This is a genomic window from Bradyrhizobium sp. T-1, assembly GCF_053592855.1.
The window spans coordinates 543,721-562,760 of sequence record NZ_CM132115.1 but is presented as its reverse complement, the minus strand read 5'-3'; the positions used below and the strand labels follow the sequence as shown (position 1 = coordinate 562,760).

Here is a 19,040-nt window from a genome sequence, read left to right as displayed (position 1 = left end):
GGCGCCCTGCGGCCCTTTATACAGCGCACCCGAATAAATCGGATACGATCTAATTCAGGAGAGAGCCATGCCCGCCACCAATGCAACCAGCACCACCACAACCCCTGCGACCGATATGAAGCTCGAGGTCGTCGTCATCCCTGTGTCCGACGTCGACCGCGCCAAGGCGTTCTACGCGAAACTCGGATGGAGGCTCGATGCCGATTTCGCCGGGCCCGACGACTACCGCGTGATCCAGTTCACGCCGCCCGGCTCACCCTCCTCCGTCATCTTCGGCAAGAACGTCACCGAGGCGACCCCCGGCTCCGCCCAGGGCCTGTACCTGATCGTCTCCGACATCGAGGCCGCGCGCAAAGATCTGCGCGATCGCGGCATCGAGGTCAGCGAGGTCTTCCACGCCGAAGGCGACGTGCACACCGGACCGGACGAGCCTTATCTGTTCGGGCGACGTCGAATCCGTGGTCTGGATCCCGCACGCAGCAGCTATCGCTCATACGTTTCGTTCAGGGATCCCGACGGCAATGGCTGGCTGTTCCAGGAGGTGACCTCGCGATTGCCGGGACGCGTTGATGCGGCAGGCACGACATTTACCTCCTCGACTGAACTGGCGAGCGCGCTCCGACGTGCGTCCGTGGCACACGGCGAGCACGAGAAGCGGAACGGCGGTCAGCACGATGCGAACTGGCCGGACTGGTACGCCGACTACATCGCGCGCGAGCAGGCCGGCCAACCGCTCCCGGTCTGAGCCCTGCGGCCGCGACGTCACCCAATTGAACGAGTGAGGGAGTCTCCCGATGCGTGCGCATTCAGTCTTGGAAGTCATCAAGCCGGACCGCCGGCAACTCTTGCGTTCCGCCGGAATGGGACTTGCCGCGGCGGCGGCCGCGAGTCTTCTTCCCGCGCATCCGGCGCCGGCCGGCACGCCTGATGAAATCCGCCCCTTCCGGATCGACATTCCCCAGGCAGCGCTGATTGACCTGCGCAGCCGCATCAACGCGACGCGGTGGCCGGAGCGGGAAACCGTGACCGACGAATCGCAGGGCGTGCAGCTAGCGATCCTTCAGGACCTCGCCCGCTATTGGGCGACGGACTACGACTGGCGGAAGATCGAGGCAAAGCTGAACGCCCTGCCGCAGTTCATCACCGAGATCGACGGGCTGGACATTCACTTCATCCATGTCCGTTCGAAGCACGACAATGCGTTGCCGCTCATCGTCACACATGGTTGGCCCGGTTCGATCATCGAGCAGTTGAAGATCATCGATCCGCTCACCAATCCCACAGCGTACGGCGCGAGCGCATCGGATGCCTTCCATGTCGTGATCCCGTCGGTTCCGGGCTACGGGTTTTCGGGCAAACCGACCAGCAGCGGCTGGGGACCCCCTCGCGTCGCGCGCGCATGGGTCGAGCTGATGAAGCGCCTTGGCTACTCCCGCTTTGTCGCGCAAGGCGGCGACATCGGCGCACTCATTTCCAATGCGATGGCTGCGCAGGCCCCGCCGGAGCTGCTGGGCATCCACACCAACTTCCCCGGCACGATTCCGCCGGAGATCACCAAGGTGCTGCAGAGCGGTGAGACCCCTTCTGGCCTCTCTGCCGAGGAGCAACACGCCTTCGACAAGGTGAAGGAATTTCGCGCCAAGCATTTTGCCTATGCCGCGATGATGGCGACGCGGCCGCAGACGCTCTACGCATTGGCGGATTCGCCGGTCGGCCTGGCCGCCTGGTTTCTCGACCACGGTGACGGTGATGCGCAGCCGGCCGCGGCGATCACCTCGGCCGTGCTCGGGCGCACCGTCAATGGGCATTCCGCCGGCGCCGTGACCCGCGACGACGTCCTCGACGACATCGCGCTCTACTGGCTGACGAACACCGCGGTCTCGGCGGCGCGCTTCTATTGGGAGAACAAGGGAGTGAGCGCGCTCAACGCGGTCGACAGCTCGATCCCCACGGCCGTGAGCGTCTTTCCCGGCGAACTCTACCAGGCTCCGCGCAGCTGGACCGAGCGCGCCTACCACAAGCTCATCCACTACAACAGGGTCGACAAAGGCGGGCACTTCGCGGCCTGGGAGCAACCGCAGCTTTTTGCGGAGGAGGTCCGCACGGGCCTCCGCTCGCTGCGCAAATCGATCTGAACGTTCCGCTCACACCAAGGAAGCACGACATGAGCACGACTGAGGTGAAGAAGATGAAGATCATGGCGATCGCGGCGCTGATCGCGGGGAGCGTTCTGGCAGCGCCCGCGGCGCTGGCGCAGCAAGCGGGCGTGACTCGGACCGATCTGCAGCGGCATGATCTCTCCGTCCCCGGACGCGAAGCCGTCCAGGTCCGCGTCGACCTCGCCCCCGGAGTGGCCTTCGGCAAGCACACGCATCCCGGCGAAGAGATCATCTATGTCCTCGCGGGTTCGCTCGAGTACCAGATCGAGGACAAGCCGCCGGTCACGCTGAAGGCCGGCGACGTCCTGTTCATTCCGGCCGGAACGGTTCATGCGGCGAGGAACGTCGGCAGCGTCACCGGCAGCGAGCTCGCCACCTACATCGTCGAAAAGGGCAAGCCGCTCCTTGCATTGGTGAGGTGACGGCGACCAGCGACGAAAGGACACCACGCGCCAAATTCGCGCTTCTCCCCGGTATTGGACACTACCCTCATCTCCAAAATCCGGAGGGGACCATCGCCGAGGTTCGCGCCTCGTTCCGATGATTGCCGCCCGGCTATCCGGATGGCGGATCGGCCTGCGAGGGCTCCCGCTTCGGGCCTGTCCCCCCCGCTGCCAGCGTCGCGAAATCGATCCTCGACATTTCGACGATCGCCTTGGTGCGGCTCAGCACGTTGAGCTTGCGCAGGATATCGGAGACGTGGACCTTCACCGTGGTCTCCGAAATCTTCAGCTCATAGGCGATCTGCTTGTTCTGCAGTCCCCGCTTGAGCATGTCGAGCACGCGCAATTGTTGCGGCGTCAGGTCGTGCAGGCGCTTCAGGAGATCCTCCGCCGGACCGGATGCGCGCGGCGGCCGGACCAGCCCATGATAAGCGGCGGGAACACAGACCGAGCCGCGCAGCACCTCGCCGATCGACTGCGCCAGTGTCTGCTTGGATGATGATTTGAGGATGTAGCCGGACACGCCAAGCGACAGCGCACCGGAGATGATCTGCTGGTCCTGATGCCCCGATACGATGACGACGGGAATCCTGGGAAACGTCTTGCGGATGCGTATGATGCCCGAAAGGCCCGTCGTGCCCGGCATCGACAGATCGAGCAGGATGAGGTCGAGCTCCGGTGTCCCGGCGACCTGCTCGATCGCGTCGTCGATCGAAACCGCCTGAAGGATCTCGGCCGCAGGCTCCACCATCTGCAGCGCGCCCTCGAGCGCCTCGCGAAACAGCGGATGGTCTTCGACAATCAGAAATCGCATCGCGCGTGAGCCGCTCTGAAGATCTGGCCGAAGCCCGGGACGTCGCCGGGATCGACGTTGAATTGCCTGAGCCGAGAATGTCCCCACCCGGCCGGGCCGGCTTGATCCATGTCAAAAACGACACCGCCCATCACGACGACCTCCCGCGATCGGGGCGCGCATTGAGCCGGCCCCGCGGATCGGGCAGATCCATCTTGCCGACCGCGATGATCGCCTTGTTGCGGCTGAACAGACCGAGCTTGCGCAGGATCTCGGTGATGTGCGCCTTCACCGTGGATTCCGCGAGCCGAAGCTCCTGGGCGATCTGCCGGTTCGGATAGCCGCGGCGCAGGAGGTCGAGCACGCGAAGCTGCTGCGGCGTCAGCTCGCGCAGCTTGACCTCGAGAGCCCTGCTGGCGTCGGCCCGCCGCCGCTGCGGCGCCGCCACAAAATCCTTCGGGACCGACACCGACCCGCTCAACACGCCTTCGATCGACTGTGCCAGCTCACGCTTCGATGTCGACTTGGGCAGATACCCGGCGGCGCCCAGCGCCAGCGCCTCGCCGACCACGCGCTGGTCCTCTTCGCTCGATACGATGGCGACGGGCAGGCGTGGATAGGCCTCGCGCAGGCGCAGAAAGCCGGAGAAACCGGTCGCATCCGGCAGCGAGAGGTCGAGCAGCGCGAGGTCAATTCCCTGCTCGGCCGAGAGGGTATGCAGGGCATCCTCGATCGACATCGCCTCGAGGATCCGCGCCTCAGGCAAGGCCAGCCGCACGGCATTGCCGAGCGCCTCGCGAAACAGCGGATGATCATCGATGATCAGGAAGCTGGCCATGGCGCCTTCCAAGTGAATCCACCGCATCTGAACCGCATCAGCGGTAGCAGCGCATCGATCCTGCGCCGGTCCGGCATCGGGAGGATGGCGGATGGACGTTAGCACATCTCGCCGCCCCCGTCCGGTCAAGGCCATTCAGTCGTTCGATTCCGCCTGAACGGTCAGCAGGAAGGAATAAATGCTGTCGAACTGCTCGTCGGTGAACACGTCCTTCCAGGGCGGCATGCCCTTGGATGGCCGGCCTTCGTGCACGGTCTTCCAGAACGTATCGCGCATGTCGTCGCCGTAGCGGTGGCGCAGGAGCCGGAGGTCGATCTTCCGCTCGCTCTGGATGGCGTCGGGACCATGACAATGCGCGCAGGTGCCGTTGAAGATCTCCTTGCCTGCGCCGACGGTCTCCGCATTCGGCACAGACGCATCGCCCTTGGACTCGGTCGCCACCACGTTGGCGACCTGGATCACTCCGGCCCCGGTTCCCGTCCCCGTCGTCGTTCCCGCCGGCCCCGCCTGGGCCGCGCCGAAGCGCACCGGCTGCCCGGTCGGCAAGCCGTACTTTACCGCGAGCTCGCCGATCGTCTTCTGAAGCTGCGGCAAGACGGCATCGACACGATCACGGAGCTCGGTGGATGTCTTGGCAAAGCCGATGGCGGCGTCCCATGACAGGCCTTCGCCCTCGGTCAGCTGAATCTGATAGCGATCGTTGTAGCTGGTCTTGTTCAGCCAGCCGGCGACAGGTCCCCAGATGAAGGCGACATCAGCCTTGCCCTGATCAAGCGCCTGCATGCCTTCCTCCGGCGACAGCACGGTCACCTTCTGGATATCGTCACGGCTGGCAAGCAGGTTTTGCGGCGTGCTGGCGAACTGCACCGCGACGCGCTTGCCTTTTAGGCCGTCGACGCCGCCGATCGCCTGTCCCTTCGCCGCCACCAGGGCATAGCCCTCCTTTGCGAAAGTGTTGGAGAAGATCACGGCCGGCCCCATGAAATCCTCGGAGCGCGGCAGTCCGATCATGGCGTCGCATTGCTTGCCGAGCAGCGTGACGCGCACAGTCCGCTTGCCGAAATAGGATTTGTACCAGTCATAGGCGATCGGCCGGCCGAGCGCCTGCGCCAGCGCCTGCCCGATCTCGACATAAAACCCCGGCTGCGACGGACTATCGCTCGAGAACGGCAGATTGGTCGGATCGGCGCAAAGACGGAACGGCTGCACGTCGTCCGCGCGCAACGGCGAGGCCGAGACGATCGACGCCGCGGCGACACATGCGAGCAGGCCCGAGATAGCGCGATGTCGGCTCGTGCCAAGACCGGAATAATCGAGGCCGGAATGATTCGGACGCATCCTCGTCTCCCATAGCTTTGCTGGGCCAGAGCTGTGTCGGGCCAATGGTTGCGGCACAAGGCATCGGCCGATGCCGCAATTGTCGTCGGGAAAAAGCGCGCGCGTATCCGTCACCTCGAGGATACGCGCGCGAGTGGTCACTGGACGGAGAACACGAAGAGGGAACCGCCCTCGGGTGCAGCGGCCGTCATCTTCTTGCCTACCTCGCCCAGGAACGCAGGCAGCGAAGCCGTGCGGCCGACGACGATGGCGACATATTGCTTGCCGTCGACCTGATAGGTCACAGGTCCCGCGCCGATACCGGAGCCGAGATTCTTGCTCCACAGCACCTTGCCGGACTTCGCATCGATGGCGCGGAAGTCGCCATGAATGTTGCCGGCAAACACAAGGCCACCGCCGGTGGTCAGCGTGCCGCCGTTGAACGGCAGGTCTTCCTTGATCGACCAGACCTTCTTCTGCGCCACCGGATCCCAGGCCACGAGCTCACCGAGGAAGCCGCCGGGGCCTTCCTTGGTCGGGAATTCGGCGCCGAGATAGAACACGCCGCGCTTGTAGGCGACGTCCGAGACGGACCAGTCCATGCAGACATTGTTCGACGGGATGTAGACGAGGCCGGTCTGCGGGTTGAACGACATCGGCTGCCAGTTCTTGCCGCCGATCAGGTTCGGGCAGATGTCCTTGGCGGGATGGTTGGGGCCGGGACGCTTGTCCGGATCCTCTTCCGCCCGCATGGTGTTGACGTCCCACTTCTTGGCCCAGTTGGAGAACACGTATTTCTCCGCCGAGAGGACCTTGCCGGTCTCGCGGTTTGCGACGAAGAAGTAGCCGTTGCGATCCGCCTTCATCAGTGCCGGAACGGTGCTGCCGCCGATCTTGAGGTCGGCGAGCACGGCTTCGTTGACGCCATCATAGTCCCAGGCGTCCGCCGGCGTCGTCTGAATGTGCCACTTGATCTTGCCCGTGTTCGGATCGAGCGCGAGCGTCGAGGCCGTGTAGAGGTTGGTCAGCTTGCCGAAATTGCCGTCGCCGGTCGAACGCACCGCGGTGTTCCACGGACCGGGATTGCTGGTGCCCCAATAGACCGTGTCGCTCTTCGGATCGTAGGAGCCGACCAACCAGGCCGCGCCGCCGCCATGCTGGGCGGTATCGCCCTTCCAGCTGTCGCCGCCGGGCTCTTCCGGCGTGGGAACGGTGAAGGTCTGCCATAGCTGCTTGCCGGTGTTGATGTCGAAGGCCTGCAACGAGCCGCGCACACCGTACTCGCCGCCGCCGAAGCCGGTGATGACCTTGTCGCGCACGACGAGCGGCGGCGAGGTGATGACCGAGCCCTGCTTGTAGTCGACCACCTTCGTCGTCCACAGCGACTTGCCGGTCGCGGCATCCAGCGCCGTCAGCTTGCCGTCGAGGCGGCCGACGAAAATCTTGCCGTCGGCATAGGAGACGCCGCGGCTGTTCACGTCGCAGCAGGCGAATTGCAGCACGTCATCGGGAATATCGGGCTCGTAAGTCCATTTGCGCGCGCCGGTGGCGGCGTCGAGCGCGTAGACGTATTTCGGACCCCAGGAGCTCGAAACGTAGAGCGTGTTGCCGACGACGATCGGCGACGATTCGTTCGAGCGGAGCGAGGCCAGCGAGAACGAATAAGCCAGCGTCAGCTTGCCCGCATTCTCGGTGTTGATCTGCTTGAGCGGGCTGAAGCGCGTGTTGCCGTAGTCGTGACCGGCGACGGCCCACTGGTTCGAGTCGGATTGCGCCTTGATCAGGGAGTCGTTGGCGCGGACGGTGGATGTCGCGGCGGCCAGCATCGCAATCATCGAAATGCCAGCCAAGAAGCCCTTCGTTCCAAAGGTCATGTATTCCCTCCGATGTTTGTTGTATGCGCCGCGTTGAGCGCTCGAGCGCGATGCGCCCATGATACGCAGTTCGTCTGCGAACCATCGTTCGGAATTACAACATCGCTGCCGCGCGCTTAGTATAGGCGGAAGGTAGTAGTGATAATCAGTGGCAGCTTTCGTTGCTCATCCCGTTGTCGACGCTTGCGTCTTGGCCTTATTTTTAAGCTCGAAACGGACGATCGAGTTTGGACAGCACGGTGCCGCGGCCCGACAGGTCCCGCTCCGGACTCGCTCTGGCCGGGGGCAGCGATCAGGATGATGGCGCTACCACGGCTGCGAAGCTTTCGAAGAAATTCGCAGCCAGCTTGCGCGACGTCGAATCGATCAGCCGCGAGCCGAGCTGCGCGAGCTTGCCGCCGATCTGCGCATCTGCCTGGTAGTGCAGGATGGTGACGCCAGGAGATTCTTCTTCCAGCCTCACCGTCGCGCCGCCCTTGGCGAAGCCCGCGACGCCGCCGGCGCCTTCACCGATGATGCGGTAGCCGTTGGGTGCTTCGATATCGGTCAGCGTCACCTTGCCGCTGAACGTCGCCTTCACCGGTCCGACCTTCAGCACCACGGTCGCAACCATCTCCGTCGGCGATGACATCTCGAGCGATTGGCAGCCGGGAATGCAGCGCCTGAGGATCTCGGGATCGTTGAGCGCGGCCCACACTGTCTCTTTCGACGCCGGGATGCGCTGGCTGTCGTTCATCTGCATTGTTTCCACCCCTTCGCTGTTGCTTGTCAGGGCCGACTAAGGTGGCACGCGGCTGCAATCAATCGCCAGTAAGTACTAGTCCTGCTTTGCGGCGGCTCATTCCTTCGATGTCATTCCGGAGCGCGACCAACGGGTCCGCGCGAAGCGCGGCCCAATGACAGGCTCCGTCGCGAGCCATGATGCGCAATTGCGCATCTGAGAATCCATTCATCCACCAACTCTGCCGCTCGATGGATTCCAGGCGCCCTCGCTCCGCGCAGACCTCGAAATGACGTCCGAGTGTTGCGACTCCGATGGTTCGTTCCACACTCCGGCCGGAGTCGGCTTCGCTGCATTGCCGCAAGTAAAATCAATGACTTAAGTCGCCAAAGCCTACTACCAAGATCGCGATTACAACGGCATGGACGCGTGCTCCTATTCGCGCAACGAACAAGGCATTTGAGGGAGAAACCGACGCGCGGGCGGGCGAGGCACGAGACGCGACCAGGCAAGCGCTTCGCGCGATGGCGATCGCGCGTACGCCGTCACAGACGTAGCGGACACCTTTTTGAAAGCTCCCTGCGAGGCCGCGCCACACATCGGCGGCGGCACGGAACATCGTGACCGAATCGCAGATCAGCGGCAGCCGCCACGATGACCTTTCCATGACGCATGGTTCCTAAAATCCCAGTTGCAAAGTTCCGTTCGCGCTGTCTCTAATTGGAATAACTACAAACATTCGGGAGGTACTCTCTGTGTCTACAGTCAAACTGACGGTGAACGGCAAGGCCGTTGCCGTCGACGTCGAGGACCGCACGCTGCTGGTCCACGTCTTGCGCGATCACCTCAACCTCACCGGAACGCATGTCGGCTGCGACACCAGCCAGTGCGGTGCCTGCGTCGTCCATATGGACGGCAGGGCGGTGAAATCCTGCACCATGCTGGCAGGTCAGGCTGACGGCGCCAGTGTCACCACCATCGAAGGGATCGCGAAGGGCGACGAGCTGCATCCGATGCAAGCCGCCTTCCGCGACAATCATGGCCTGCAATGCGGCTATTGCACCCCCGGCATGATCATGTCGGCGATCGACATCGTCCATCGCCACGGCGGCCAGCTCGACGAAGCGACCGTCCGTCACGAGCTCGAAGGCAATATCTGCCGCTGCACCGGCTATCACAACATCGTCAAGGCCGTGCTGGATGCAGCCGGACGCATGAAGGTCTCGCAGGCGGCCGAGTAAGGCGGCGCGCCTCGAATCAAGAACCACCGCTGCCGCTTTCGAGGGAAAGCGCAGTCGAAACAATTCCGGTCGGGAGGACCAGACATGGGTGTTGAAGGCATCGGCGCGCGCGTCGTGCGCAAGGAAGACAAGCGTTTCATTACCGGCAAGGGCCGGTACGTCGACGACATCAAATTGCTGGGCATGACCCATGCCCATTTCATCCGCAGCCCGCACGCGCACGCCAAGGTGAAGGCGATCGATTCATCCGCGGCGCTGAAGATGCCGGGCGTGGTCGCGGTGCTCACCGGACAACAACTCGTCGACGACAAGGTCGGCAACCTCATCTGCGGCTGGGCCATCACCTCCAAGGACGGCAGCCCGATGAAGATGGGTGCATGGCCGGCGATGGCGCCGGAGACGGTGCGCTTCGTCGGTCAGGCCGTCGCGGTCGTGATCGCCGACAGCAAGAATCTGGCGCGCGACGCGGCCGAGGCGGTCGTCGTGGATTATGAAGAGCTCCCGGCCGTCGCCGACGTTCACGCCGCGATCAAGGCCGGCGCACCGCAGCTTCACCCCGAGGCTCCCGGCAACCAGGTCTATGACTGGGTGATCGGCGACGAGGGCGCGACCGATGCCGCCTTCGCCAAGGCTGCCAACGTCGTCAAGCTCGACGTCACCAACAACCGCCTGGCCCCGAACGCGATGGAGCCGCGCGCGGCAATCGCCGACTACGACGCGGCGGAAGAGCACTTCACGCTCTATACGACCTCGCAGAACCCGCACGTCGCCCGCCTAGTGCTGTCGGCGTTCTACAACATCGCGCCCGAGCACAAGCTGCGCGTGATCGCCCCCGACGTCGGCGGCGGCTTCGGCTCGAAGATCTTCATTTATCCGGAAGAGATGGTGGCGCTGTGGGCCTCGAAGAAGGTCGGCCGCCCGGTGAAATGGACCGGCGACCGCACCGAGGCCTTCCTCACCGACGCGCATGGCCGTGATCACGTCACCCACGCCGAGATGGCGTTCGACGCCAACAACAAGATCACCGGCCTGAAGGTGAAGACCTACGCGAATTTCGGCGCCTACATGTCGCTGTTCTCGTCGTCGGTGCCGACCTATCTCTACGCGACGCTGCTGTCGGGCCAGTACAACATCCCGGCGATCCATGCCGAGGTTGTCGGCGTCTACACCAACACCACGCCGGTCGACGCCTATCGCGGCGCGGGCCGCCCCGAGGCGAGCTACCTGATCGAACGTCTGATGGAGACGGCCGCGCGGCAGCTCAAGGTCGATCCGGCCCAGTTGCGCCGGAGCAACTTCATCACTCAGTTCCCGCACCAGACCCCGGTGATCATGGCCTATGACACCGGTGACTTTAATGCCTCGCTCGACGCGGCGATGAAGGCGATCGACTATGCCGGCTTCGCTGCCCGCAAGGCGCAGGCGAAGTCGCAAGGCAAGCTGCGCGGCATCGGCGTGTCCTGCTACATCGAAGCCTGCGGCATCGCGCCGTCCAAGGCCGTCGGCAGCCTGGGTGCCGGCGTCGGTCTGTGGGAATCTGCGGAGGTGCGCGTCAATCCGGTCGGCACCATCGAGATCCTGACGGGCTCGCACAGCCACGGTCAGGGCCACGAGACCACGTTCTGTCAGCTGGTCGCGGATCGCCTCGGCGTTCCCATCAGCCAGGTCTCGATCGTCCATGGCGACACCGACAAGGTGCAGTTCGGCATGGGCACCTACGGCTCGCGCTCGGCAGCCGTCGGTCTCACCGCGATCCTCAAAGCCATGGAGAAGATGGAGTCCAAGGCCAAGAAGATCGCCGCGCATGCGCTGGAAGCCTCGGAAGCCGACATCGTCATCGAGAACGGCGAGTTCAAGGTGACGGGCACCGACAAGGCGATTGCGCTGCCGATGGTCGCGCTCGCGGCCTATACCGCGCACAATCTGCCTGACGGGATGGAGCCGGGCCTGAAGGAAAGCGCCTTCTACGACCCCTCCAACTTCACCTTCCCGGCCGGCACCTATATCTGCGAGCTCGAGGTCGATCCCGGCACCGGCAAGACCTCCTTCGTCAACTTCGTCGCGGCCGACGATTTCGGCCGGCTGATCAACCCGATGATCGTGGAGGGCCAGGTCCATGGCGGCCTTGTTCAAGGCATCGGGCAGGCGCTGCTGGAGCACGCGATCTACGATGCCAACGGCCAGCCGGTCACGGCCTCGTTCATGGACTACGCCATGCCGCGCGCCGACGATGTCCCCTCCTTCAACCTCTCCCACACCACGACGCTGTGCCCCGGCAATCCCCTGGGCATCAAAGGTTGCGGTGAGGCCGGCGCGATCGGCGCCTCCGCGGCCGTGATCAACGCGATCACGGATGCGATCGGCAAGAACAATCTGGAAATGCCCGCGACCCCTGACCGGGTGTGGCGCACGATCCACGCGGCTTAAGAGGGAGGAACGAAGATGTACCAGACCACCTATCATCGCGCTTCCTCGGTCGACGAAGCCGCCAGCCTGTTCGGCAAAGCCAGCGAGGCAAAATTCCTCGCCGGCGGCCAGACGCTGCTGCCGGTGATGAAGCAGCGGCTCGCCAGCCCCTCGGACGTCGTCGATCTCTCCAAAATCAAGGAACTGATCGGCGTCGAGGCCTCCGGCGACACGCTGACCATCAAGGCCGCCACGCCGCATTACGACGTCGCGACCAGCGATACCGCGAAGAAGGCGATCCCCGCGCTCGCCTATCTGGCATCGCTGATCGGCGACCCCGCGGTGCGCTACCGCGGCACGATCGGCGGCTCGATCGCCAACAACGATCCAGCCGCGGACTACCCGGCCGCGCTGCTCGCACTCGGTGCCACCGTGAAGACCAACAAGCGATCGATCCCGGCGCAAGACTTCTTCAAGGGCCTGTTCACGACGGCGCTTGAAGACGGCGAGATCATCACCGCCGTGTCGTTCCCGGTTCCGGCGAAAGCGGGCTATTCCAAGATGCGGCATCCGGCTTCGCGTTTCGCGCTGACCGCCGTCTTCGTCGCGCAGACGAAGCCGGGCGAGGTCTGCGTGGCCGCGACCGGCGCTTCGCAGAGCGGCGTGATGCGGGTTGGTGCGATCGAGGCCGCGCTGAAGGCGAACTGGTCGCCGTCGGCGCTCGACAGCATCAGCATTCCCGCAAGCGGGTTGCTGGCCGACATCCACGGCTCGGCCGAGTACCGCGCCAACCTCGTCAAGGTGATGGCGCAGCGCGCGGTGACGGCCGCCGGCTAACATCGCGGCCTAGCGCCTCAACGCAAATCTTCCGCGGCGCGCAGCATTGCGCGCCGCTTTTTTGATGCGCCCATGCATGAAAAGCGCTTGCCTCGCTGGCATGAAGGCGAGAAGAGTTAATCAGCCAATTAACTCGCCCCAGAGAGGAATGCCCGAGCCGATTGCCGAACCACCGGCCATCCGCCCGCGGCCCGAGGAAACAACAACGTGCTCGATAAACCCGCCCAGAACTCGTCCGTCCGCACTTCCGGCCCGCTGTCGGGCTTCCGCGTCGTCGAATTCGCCGGTATCGGCCCCGGCCCGTTCGCCTGCATGATGCTGGCCGATATGGGCGCCGAAATCGTCACGCTCGACCGCGTCGGCGCGAAGAAGAGCATGAAGTCGGTGGCGGGCCGCGGCCGCAAGCTGGTCGAGCTCGACCTCAAGGACAAGGCGGCGATCGCGCAGGTGCTCGACCTGCTCGCCAGCGCCGACGCGCTGGTCGAAGGCTTTCGTCCCGGCGTGATGGAACGGCTCGGGCTCGGCCCCGACGTCGTGCTCGCGCGCAACCCGAAGCTCGTCTACGGCCGCATGACCGGGTGGGGCCAGCAAGGCCCGCTTGCCAATGCGGCCGGCCACGACATCAACTATATCTCCATCACCGGCGCGCTCGCCGCGATCGGCACCAATGAAGCGCCGGTGCCGCCGCTCAATCTGGTCGGCGATTTCGGCGGCGGCGCGCTCTATCTCGTCGTCGGCGTGCTCGCCGCATTGCTGGAAGCATCAAGGTCCGGCAAGGGCCAGGTGGTCGACGCCGCGATGTGCGACGGCGCGGCATCGCTGATGTCGTTCTTCTTCGACATGAAGACGCTGGGCCGCTGGACCGAGGGCCGCAACCGGAATTTTCTGGACGGCGGCGCGCATTTCTACGGCGTCTACGAATGCGCCTGCGGCCATTTCGTTTCGATCGGCTCGATCGAGCCGCAGTTCTACGCGCTGCTGCGCGAGCATGCCGGCCTGACCGACGCCGATTTCGACGCGCAGATGGACCCCAAGGTCTGGCCTGCGCTGAAGGAGAAGCTGAAGGCCGTGTTCAAGAGCAAGACGCGCGAGGACTGGTGCAAGATCATGGAAGGCACCGACATCTGTTTCGCGCCGGTGCTGACCATGTCGGAAGCGACCGCGCATCCGCACATGGTCGCCCGCGAGGTCTTCATCGAGCGCCACGGCGTGAAGCAGCCCGCACCGGCGCCCCGCTTCTCGCGCACGCCGTCGGCGGTGCGCGAGCCGGAGGTGGCGGAGATCTCCGCGGTGACGGCTGCGTGGAAGACAGGAAGATAGTTGCGGCAAGATCTCCGCAGTCGCACCACGCTCCGTCGTCCTGGCTTTCGCCAGGACGACGGCTGTGTTTTGACGCAGCCGTGCGCCCAACAACGCCGGCTTACGCCGCCGTATCGACCTTCAACACTCCGCGCCGGATCTGGTCTTCTTCGATCGACTCGAACAGGGCCTTGAAATTGCCCTCGCCAAAACCGTCATCGCCCTTGCGCTGGATGAACTCGAAGAAGATCGGGCCGATCGCGTTGGCCGAGAAGATCTGCAGCAGCACCTTGGTCTGGCCGCCGTCGACAACGCCCTCGCCGTCAATGAGGATGCCGTTCTTCTGGAGACGTGCGACGTCCTCGCCGTGCTTGGGCAGGCGGGCATCGACCTTCTCGAAATAGGTGCCGGGTGGCGAGGGCATGAACGGCAGGCCGGCAGCGCGCAGCCGTTCGATCGTGCCGTGGATCTCCCGGCAGCCGCAGGCGATGTGCTGGATGCCTTCGCCGCGATAGATCGTCAGATATTCCTCGATCTGGCCGGAATCGCCGGCGTCCTCGTTGATCGGAATCCGGATCTTGCCGTCCGGGCTGGTCAGCGCGCGCGAGAACAGGCCGGAGGCGCGGCCCTCGATGTCGAAGAAGCGGATCTGGCGGAAGTTGAACAGTTTTTCGTAGAAGCCGGTCCAGACATCCATGCGGCCGCGGTGGACGTTGTGGGTGAGGTGATCGAGATAGAACAGGCCGGCGCCCGCGGGACGCGGATCGCGCGCGCCCAGCCATTCGAACTCGGCATCATAGGCCGAGCCCTTGGCACCGTAACGATCGACGAAATAGAGCAGGCTGCCGCCGATGCCCTTGATCGCGGGCACGTCGAGCGTCTTCTGTGCGGATGACGCTTCAGCAGGCTCCGCGCCGAGCGCAATCGCGCGGTCATAGGCCGCCTTCGCATCGACCACGCGGAACGCCATCGACGGCGCACAGGGGCCATGCGCGGCGACGAATTCGTAGCCGTGAGTGCCGGGCTCCTCGTTGACGAGATAGTTGATGTCGCCCTGGCGATAGACCGTGATTGCCTTGGTCCGGTGGCGCGCAACCGGCGCAAAGCCCATCAGCTTGAACAGATCGTGCAACTCCTGCGGATTGGGATGCGCATATTCGACGAACTCGAACCCGTCGGTGCCCATCGGATTGTCGGCGCTGATCGTGGCCGGCGGTGCATCGTGCGGAAACGGACCCATACTGCTCTCCCAAATTGCGGCTGGGAGGAATTATCCTTCACGGGGCATGCAATGAGCGTGCAAATGGGACGAGATTTGGCTATCCTTCGCACGTTTCGTGCATAGAATGGCAAGATTGCGCATGATTTCAGTAGATGCCTTCGACCTCAAGATCCTGGGCGCGCTCCAGGACGATGGCCGCCTCACCAACCAGGAGCTTGCCGATCTTGCGGGGCTTTCGGCCTCGCAATGCTCGCGGCGCCGGATGCGACTGGAGGAGGAGAAGGTGATCGCGGGCTATCATGCCGATCTCTCCAGCGAGGCACTCGGTTTCGGCGTGATCGCCTTCATCCAGGTCGGGCTCGCGACTCACTCGCCGGACAACTCAAAGCGCTTCCGCGCGCTGGTGAACCGGATCGACGAGATCCAGGAGGCCTATTCGCTCACCGGCGATGCCGACTACGTGCTCAAAGCCGTGCTGCGCGATCTCAAGGGCCTCTCCAACCTCGTCAACGACGTCCTGATGCCGCACCAGAGCGTCGCGCATGTGCGCTCCTCGATCGTGCTCGACCGGCTCAAGGAAAGCGCGCGGCTGCCGCTGAAGGATTTGAAGGCTGGCTGAAATCGAGGGAACTACGCCATTCGCGCCCCACGCGCGATCTGCGATGATCCCGGCCAGCTTTCGGAGATTCAACCATGGCCCTCCAGCTTCGACCGAACTGCGAATATTGCGACCGCGACCTGCCGCCCGGCGCAATTGATGCGCGGATCTGCTCCTATGAATGCACGTTCTGTGCGGATTGCGTCGAGACCAAGCTCTCCAACGTCTGCCCGAACTGCGGCGGCGGCTTTGCCCCGCGCCCGATCCGCCCGACGCAGGAATGGCGGCCGGGCGTGTGCACCAGCAAGCAGGCGCCGTCGGACAAGCGGGTGCATTTGAAATACAGCGTGGAGGACGTCGCAGCGCATTGCGCACGGGTCAGGGACGTGCCGCCGGAGAAGCGGTAGTTTCGGGTCATCGTTCCGGGGCGATGCGCAGCATCGAACCCGGAACCTCGAGATTCTCAGGTGCGCAACTGCGCACCATAGTTCGCGCCACGCGCGCCCCGGAATGACAGCAACTTCACTCCGCCGCCAAGATCGTCCCCTCGACCTCGCCGAACCCGACGCGATAGCCGTTCCCCTGGCACCAGCCGCGCATCACAAGGCTGTCGCCGTCTTCCAGGAACGAGCGCTTGGCGCCGCCGGGCAATTCCACCGGCTCGGTGCCGTTCCAACTGATCTCCAAGAGGCTGCCGCGCTGGTTCTTCTCCGGGCCGGAGATGGTGCCGCTCCCAAGAAGATCGCCGACATTCATGGCACAGCCCGAGGAGGCGTGGTGCATCAGTTGCTGCACCGAGGACCAGTACATGTATTTGAAGCTGGTGCGGCTGATGCTCGCGGGCGCGTTGGTGCCGGCCGCGCGCAAGGACACGTCGAGCTCGATATCGTAGTTCTGCGGCCTCGCCTGCCTGAGATAATCCAGCGGCACCGGCTCCTGCTCCGGCCCCTTCAGGCGAAACGGCTCCAGCGCCTCGCGCGTCACCACCCACGGGCTGATCGAGGTCGCGAACGCCTTTGCCAGGAACGGGCCGAGCGGCACATATTCCCATTGCTGGATGTCGCGCGCGCTCCAGTCGTTGAGCAGCACGAAACCGAAGATCATCTCCTCGGCCTGTTGCTCGGTCAGCATGCCGCCCATCGGCGAGGGCTGGCCGATCACCGCGCCCATCTCCAGCTCGAAATCGAGCCGCTTGCACGGACCGAAGCTCGGCACGTCGACATTCGGCGGCTTCAGCTGCCCGCGCGGACGCTTCACCCTGGTCCCGGAGACCACGACGGTCGAGGCACGGCCGTTATAGGCGATCGGCATGTGCAGCCAGTTCGGCTGCAGCGCATTATCCTTGCCGCGGAACATCACGCCGACATTGGTGGCGTGCTCCTTCGAGGAATAGAAATCGGTGTAGCCGGAGACTGCGAACGGCAGATGGAGCGTCACGTCAGCCATCGGCACCAGCGCCTGCTTGCGCAAATCCTCGTTGTCACGCAGTTCGGGGTGGTCATGGCGCAGCAGCTCACTGATCCGCGCCCGCGTCCTGGTCCAGACCTTTGGGCCGAGCGCCATAAATGGATTGAGCGAGGGGCCGGAGAACACGCCAAGCGGGCCGACATCGAGGCGCGAGTCCTGCTCGATCTCCCAGAGATCGAGCACGTGGTCGCCGATCGCAACGCCGACGCGCGGCGTCGGATTAGCCGACGTCGAGAACACGCCGTAGGGCAGGTTCTGAATCGGGAAGTCGGAGGCCGGAGCAACGTCGATGAAGGAGCGCAGGGTGGGGTCGTTGGGATGGGGCATTGGTTTCCCGCCGGATGTTTTTTGACACTCTTTCCACCGTCATTCCGGGATGCGCCGCATGGCGCAGGCCCGGAATCCATAACCCCAGGCTGTGGTTATGGATTCCGGGCTCGCCGCTTCGCGGCGCCCCGGAATGACGAGTGGAGGCATTACGACTTATTCGGATCGAACCGCTTCTCCAGACCCTTCCAGCAATCCGCATAATCATCCTGCAGCGTCGACGCGTTCGCGGCATGCGCCGTGACGCGCTGCGGGTAGCGGGTCTCGAACATGAAGGCCATGGTGCCCGTGAGCTTCACGGGCTTCAATTCGCCATTGCTGGCGTGCTCGAAGGCGTCGCGGTCCGGGCCATGCGGCAGCATGCAATTGTGCAGGCTCATGCCTCCGGGAACGAAACCTTGCGGCTTGGCGTCATAGACGCCGTAAATCAGGCCCATGAACTCGCTCATGATGTTCATGTGATACCAGGGCGGGCGGAAGGTGTTGTCGGCGACCATCCAGCGCTCGGGGAAGATGACGAAGTCGATATTCGCGGTGCCCGCGGTCTCCGACGGCGAGGTCAGCACCGTGAAGATCGAGGGATCGGGATGATCGAAACCGATCGCGCCGACCGGCGAGAAGGTGCGCAGATCGTATTTGTAGGGCGCGTAATTGCCGTGCCAGGCGACGACATCGATCGGCGAATGCGGCAGCGTGGTCTTGAACAGTGACCCGCCCCATTTCACGAACAGCTCGGTCGGCGTGTCCTTGTCTTCGTAATTCGCAACCGGCGTGAGGAAATCGCGCGCATTGGCGAGGCAGTTGGCACCGATCGGCCCGCGCTCCGGCAGCGTGAAGGCGCCGCCGTAGTTCTCACAGAGATAGCCGCGCGCCGGACCGTTCGGAATCTCGACGCGGAATTTCACGCCGCGCGGGATCACCACGATCTCGCCGGGTTCGGCATCGATGCGCCCGAACTCGGTGACGAGACGAAGATTGCCCCGCTGGAGCACGAACATCAGTTCGCCATCGGCATTGTAGAAGTGCTGATCCACCATCGACTTGGTGATGAGGTAGACATGCGCCGCCATGCCGGCCTGGGTGTTGACATCGCCCGCGGTCGTCATGGTCTGCACGCCCTGGACGAAGGTGACCTCCTCCTTCGGCAGCGGCGTCGGATCCCAGCGCAGCTGCGCGATCGGTAGATCGTATTCATGGCACGGCGCCGAGCGCCACAGGCCGGCATCGGCCTTCTCGAAACGACCCGAGTGTTTCACCGAGGGACGAATACGATAGAGCCAGGAACGCTCATTGGTGCCGCGCGGCGCGGTGAAGGGCGAACCCGAAAGCTGCTCGGCATAGAGCCCGTAGGCACAGCGCTGCGGCGAGTTGCGCCCGATCGGCAGCGCCCCCGGCAGCGCCTCGGTCTCAAAGCTGTTGCCGAAGCCGGACATGTAGCCCGGCGTCACCTGCGCCGTGCTGCGGATGATCTGATCAGGCGAGGTATTGATGTTCATGA

General features: G+C 64.2%; 17 protein-coding genes and 1 pseudogene. 10 read left to right on the top strand and 8 right to left on the bottom strand.

Translation table 11 applies throughout. From position 1 onward, the window contains the following. Window positions 1-67: 67 nt before the first annotated feature. From ACWAT4_RS02660 to ACWAT4_RS02645, 4 genes and pseudogenes are all read left to right on the top strand, one after another. The gene (locus ACWAT4_RS02660; RefSeq protein ID WP_449729741.1) at window positions 68-745 is read left to right on the top strand and encodes a VOC family protein; all 678 of its coding nucleotides are present in this window, start codon (window positions 68-70) and stop codon (window positions 743-745) included. Window positions 746-794: 49 nt separating this feature from the next. Next, the gene (locus ACWAT4_RS02655) at window positions 795-2,135 is read left to right on the top strand and encodes an epoxide hydrolase family protein (RefSeq protein WP_212303626.1); all 1,341 of its coding nucleotides are present in this window, start codon (window positions 795-797) and stop codon (window positions 2,133-2,135) included. Window positions 2,136-2,179: 44 nt separating this feature from the next. Beyond that, complete coding sequence (locus ACWAT4_RS02650; RefSeq protein ID WP_212303690.1) at window positions 2,180-2,581, top strand: cupin domain-containing protein; 402 nt, start codon at window positions 2,180-2,182, stop codon at window positions 2,579-2,581. Between the two features lie 29 nt (window positions 2,582-2,610). Then, window positions 2,611-2,703 (top strand): annotated as a pseudogene (locus ACWAT4_RS02645) (alpha/beta fold hydrolase); the annotation flags it as partial. Window positions 2,704-2,714: 11 nt separating this feature from the next. Here ACWAT4_RS02645 and ACWAT4_RS02640 read toward each other — a convergent pair. The 5 genes from ACWAT4_RS02640 to ACWAT4_RS02620 all read right to left on the bottom strand — a co-directional run bounded on the left by ACWAT4_RS02640 (window position 2,715) and on the right by ACWAT4_RS02620 (window position 8,166). After that, on the bottom strand, window positions 2,715-3,416 hold the full coding sequence (locus ACWAT4_RS02640; protein WP_212303627.1) for a response regulator: 702 nt from the start codon (window positions 3,414-3,416) through the stop codon (window positions 2,715-2,717). Window positions 3,417-3,546: 130 nt separating this feature from the next. Further along, window positions 3,547-4,233 (bottom strand): response regulator, encoded by a 687-nt coding sequence (locus ACWAT4_RS02635; RefSeq protein ID WP_212303628.1) that lies wholly within the window; start codon window positions 4,231-4,233, stop codon window positions 3,547-3,549. Window positions 4,234-4,368: 135 nt separating this feature from the next. Further along, the gene (locus tag ACWAT4_RS02630; RefSeq protein WP_449729740.1) at window positions 4,369-5,571 is read right to left on the bottom strand and encodes a c-type cytochrome; all 1,203 of its coding nucleotides are present in this window, start codon (window positions 5,569-5,571) and stop codon (window positions 4,369-4,371) included. A 137-nt stretch (window positions 5,572-5,708) separates the two neighbouring features. After that, window positions 5,709-7,424 (bottom strand): PQQ-dependent methanol/ethanol family dehydrogenase, encoded by a 1,716-nt coding sequence (locus ACWAT4_RS02625; protein WP_249149595.1) that lies wholly within the window; start codon window positions 7,422-7,424, stop codon window positions 5,709-5,711. A gap of 292 nt (window positions 7,425-7,716) precedes the next feature. After that, window positions 7,717-8,166, bottom strand: coding sequence for an SRPBCC family protein (locus ACWAT4_RS02620; RefSeq protein WP_212303630.1), 450 nt, complete (start codon window positions 8,164-8,166; stop codon window positions 7,717-7,719). Window positions 8,167-8,900: 734 nt separating this feature from the next. Between ACWAT4_RS02620 and ACWAT4_RS02615 the strand changes: the two genes are divergently transcribed. The 4 genes from ACWAT4_RS02615 (at window position 8,901) to ACWAT4_RS02600 (ending at window position 13,949) form a co-directional block, all read left to right on the top strand. Further along, window positions 8,901-9,386, top strand: coding sequence for a (2Fe-2S)-binding protein (locus tag ACWAT4_RS02615; RefSeq protein ID WP_194479056.1), 486 nt, complete (start codon window positions 8,901-8,903; stop codon window positions 9,384-9,386). 84 nt (window positions 9,387-9,470) lie between these two features. Next, window positions 9,471-11,813, top strand: coding sequence for a xanthine dehydrogenase family protein molybdopterin-binding subunit (locus ACWAT4_RS02610; RefSeq protein WP_212303631.1), 2,343 nt, complete (start codon window positions 9,471-9,473; stop codon window positions 11,811-11,813). Between the two features lie 15 nt (window positions 11,814-11,828). Beyond that, window positions 11,829-12,629: an FAD binding domain-containing protein gene (locus ACWAT4_RS02605; RefSeq protein ID WP_449729739.1), complete on the top strand. Its 801-nt coding sequence runs from the start codon at window positions 11,829-11,831 to the stop codon at window positions 12,627-12,629. A gap of 207 nt (window positions 12,630-12,836) precedes the next feature. Then, window positions 12,837-13,949, top strand: coding sequence for a CaiB/BaiF CoA transferase family protein (locus tag ACWAT4_RS02600; protein WP_449729738.1), 1,113 nt, complete (start codon window positions 12,837-12,839; stop codon window positions 13,947-13,949). A 100-nt stretch (window positions 13,950-14,049) separates the two neighbouring features. Here ACWAT4_RS02600 and hppD read toward each other — a convergent pair whose 3' ends face one another. Continuing rightward, window positions 14,050-15,168: a 4-hydroxyphenylpyruvate dioxygenase gene (hppD, locus tag ACWAT4_RS02595; RefSeq protein ID WP_212428166.1), complete on the bottom strand. Its 1,119-nt coding sequence runs from the start codon at window positions 15,166-15,168 to the stop codon at window positions 14,050-14,052. Between the two features lie 121 nt (window positions 15,169-15,289). Here hppD and ACWAT4_RS02590 point away from each other — a divergent pair, with 121 nt between their 5' ends. After that, on the top strand, window positions 15,290-15,769 hold the full coding sequence (locus tag ACWAT4_RS02590; protein WP_449729737.1) for an Lrp/AsnC family transcriptional regulator: 480 nt from the start codon (window positions 15,290-15,292) through the stop codon (window positions 15,767-15,769). A gap of 74 nt (window positions 15,770-15,843) precedes the next feature. Further along, entirely contained in the window at window positions 15,844-16,155 is a 312-nt protein-coding gene (locus ACWAT4_RS02585) for a DUF1272 domain-containing protein (RefSeq protein ID WP_212303636.1), read from the top strand. Window positions 16,156-16,270: 115 nt separating this feature from the next. On the opposite strand, the gene fahA is transcribed toward ACWAT4_RS02585, so the two are convergent. Together fahA and hmgA are read right to left on the bottom strand one after the other, a co-directional pair. Continuing rightward, entirely contained in the window at window positions 16,271-17,542 is a 1,272-nt protein-coding gene (gene fahA, locus ACWAT4_RS02580; protein WP_449729736.1) for a fumarylacetoacetase, read from the bottom strand. Between the two features lie 149 nt (window positions 17,543-17,691). Beyond that, on the bottom strand, window positions 17,692-19,038 hold the full coding sequence (gene hmgA, locus ACWAT4_RS02575; RefSeq protein WP_449729735.1) for a homogentisate 1,2-dioxygenase: 1,347 nt from the start codon (window positions 19,036-19,038) through the stop codon (window positions 17,692-17,694). Window positions 19,039-19,040 lie beyond the last annotated feature (2 nt).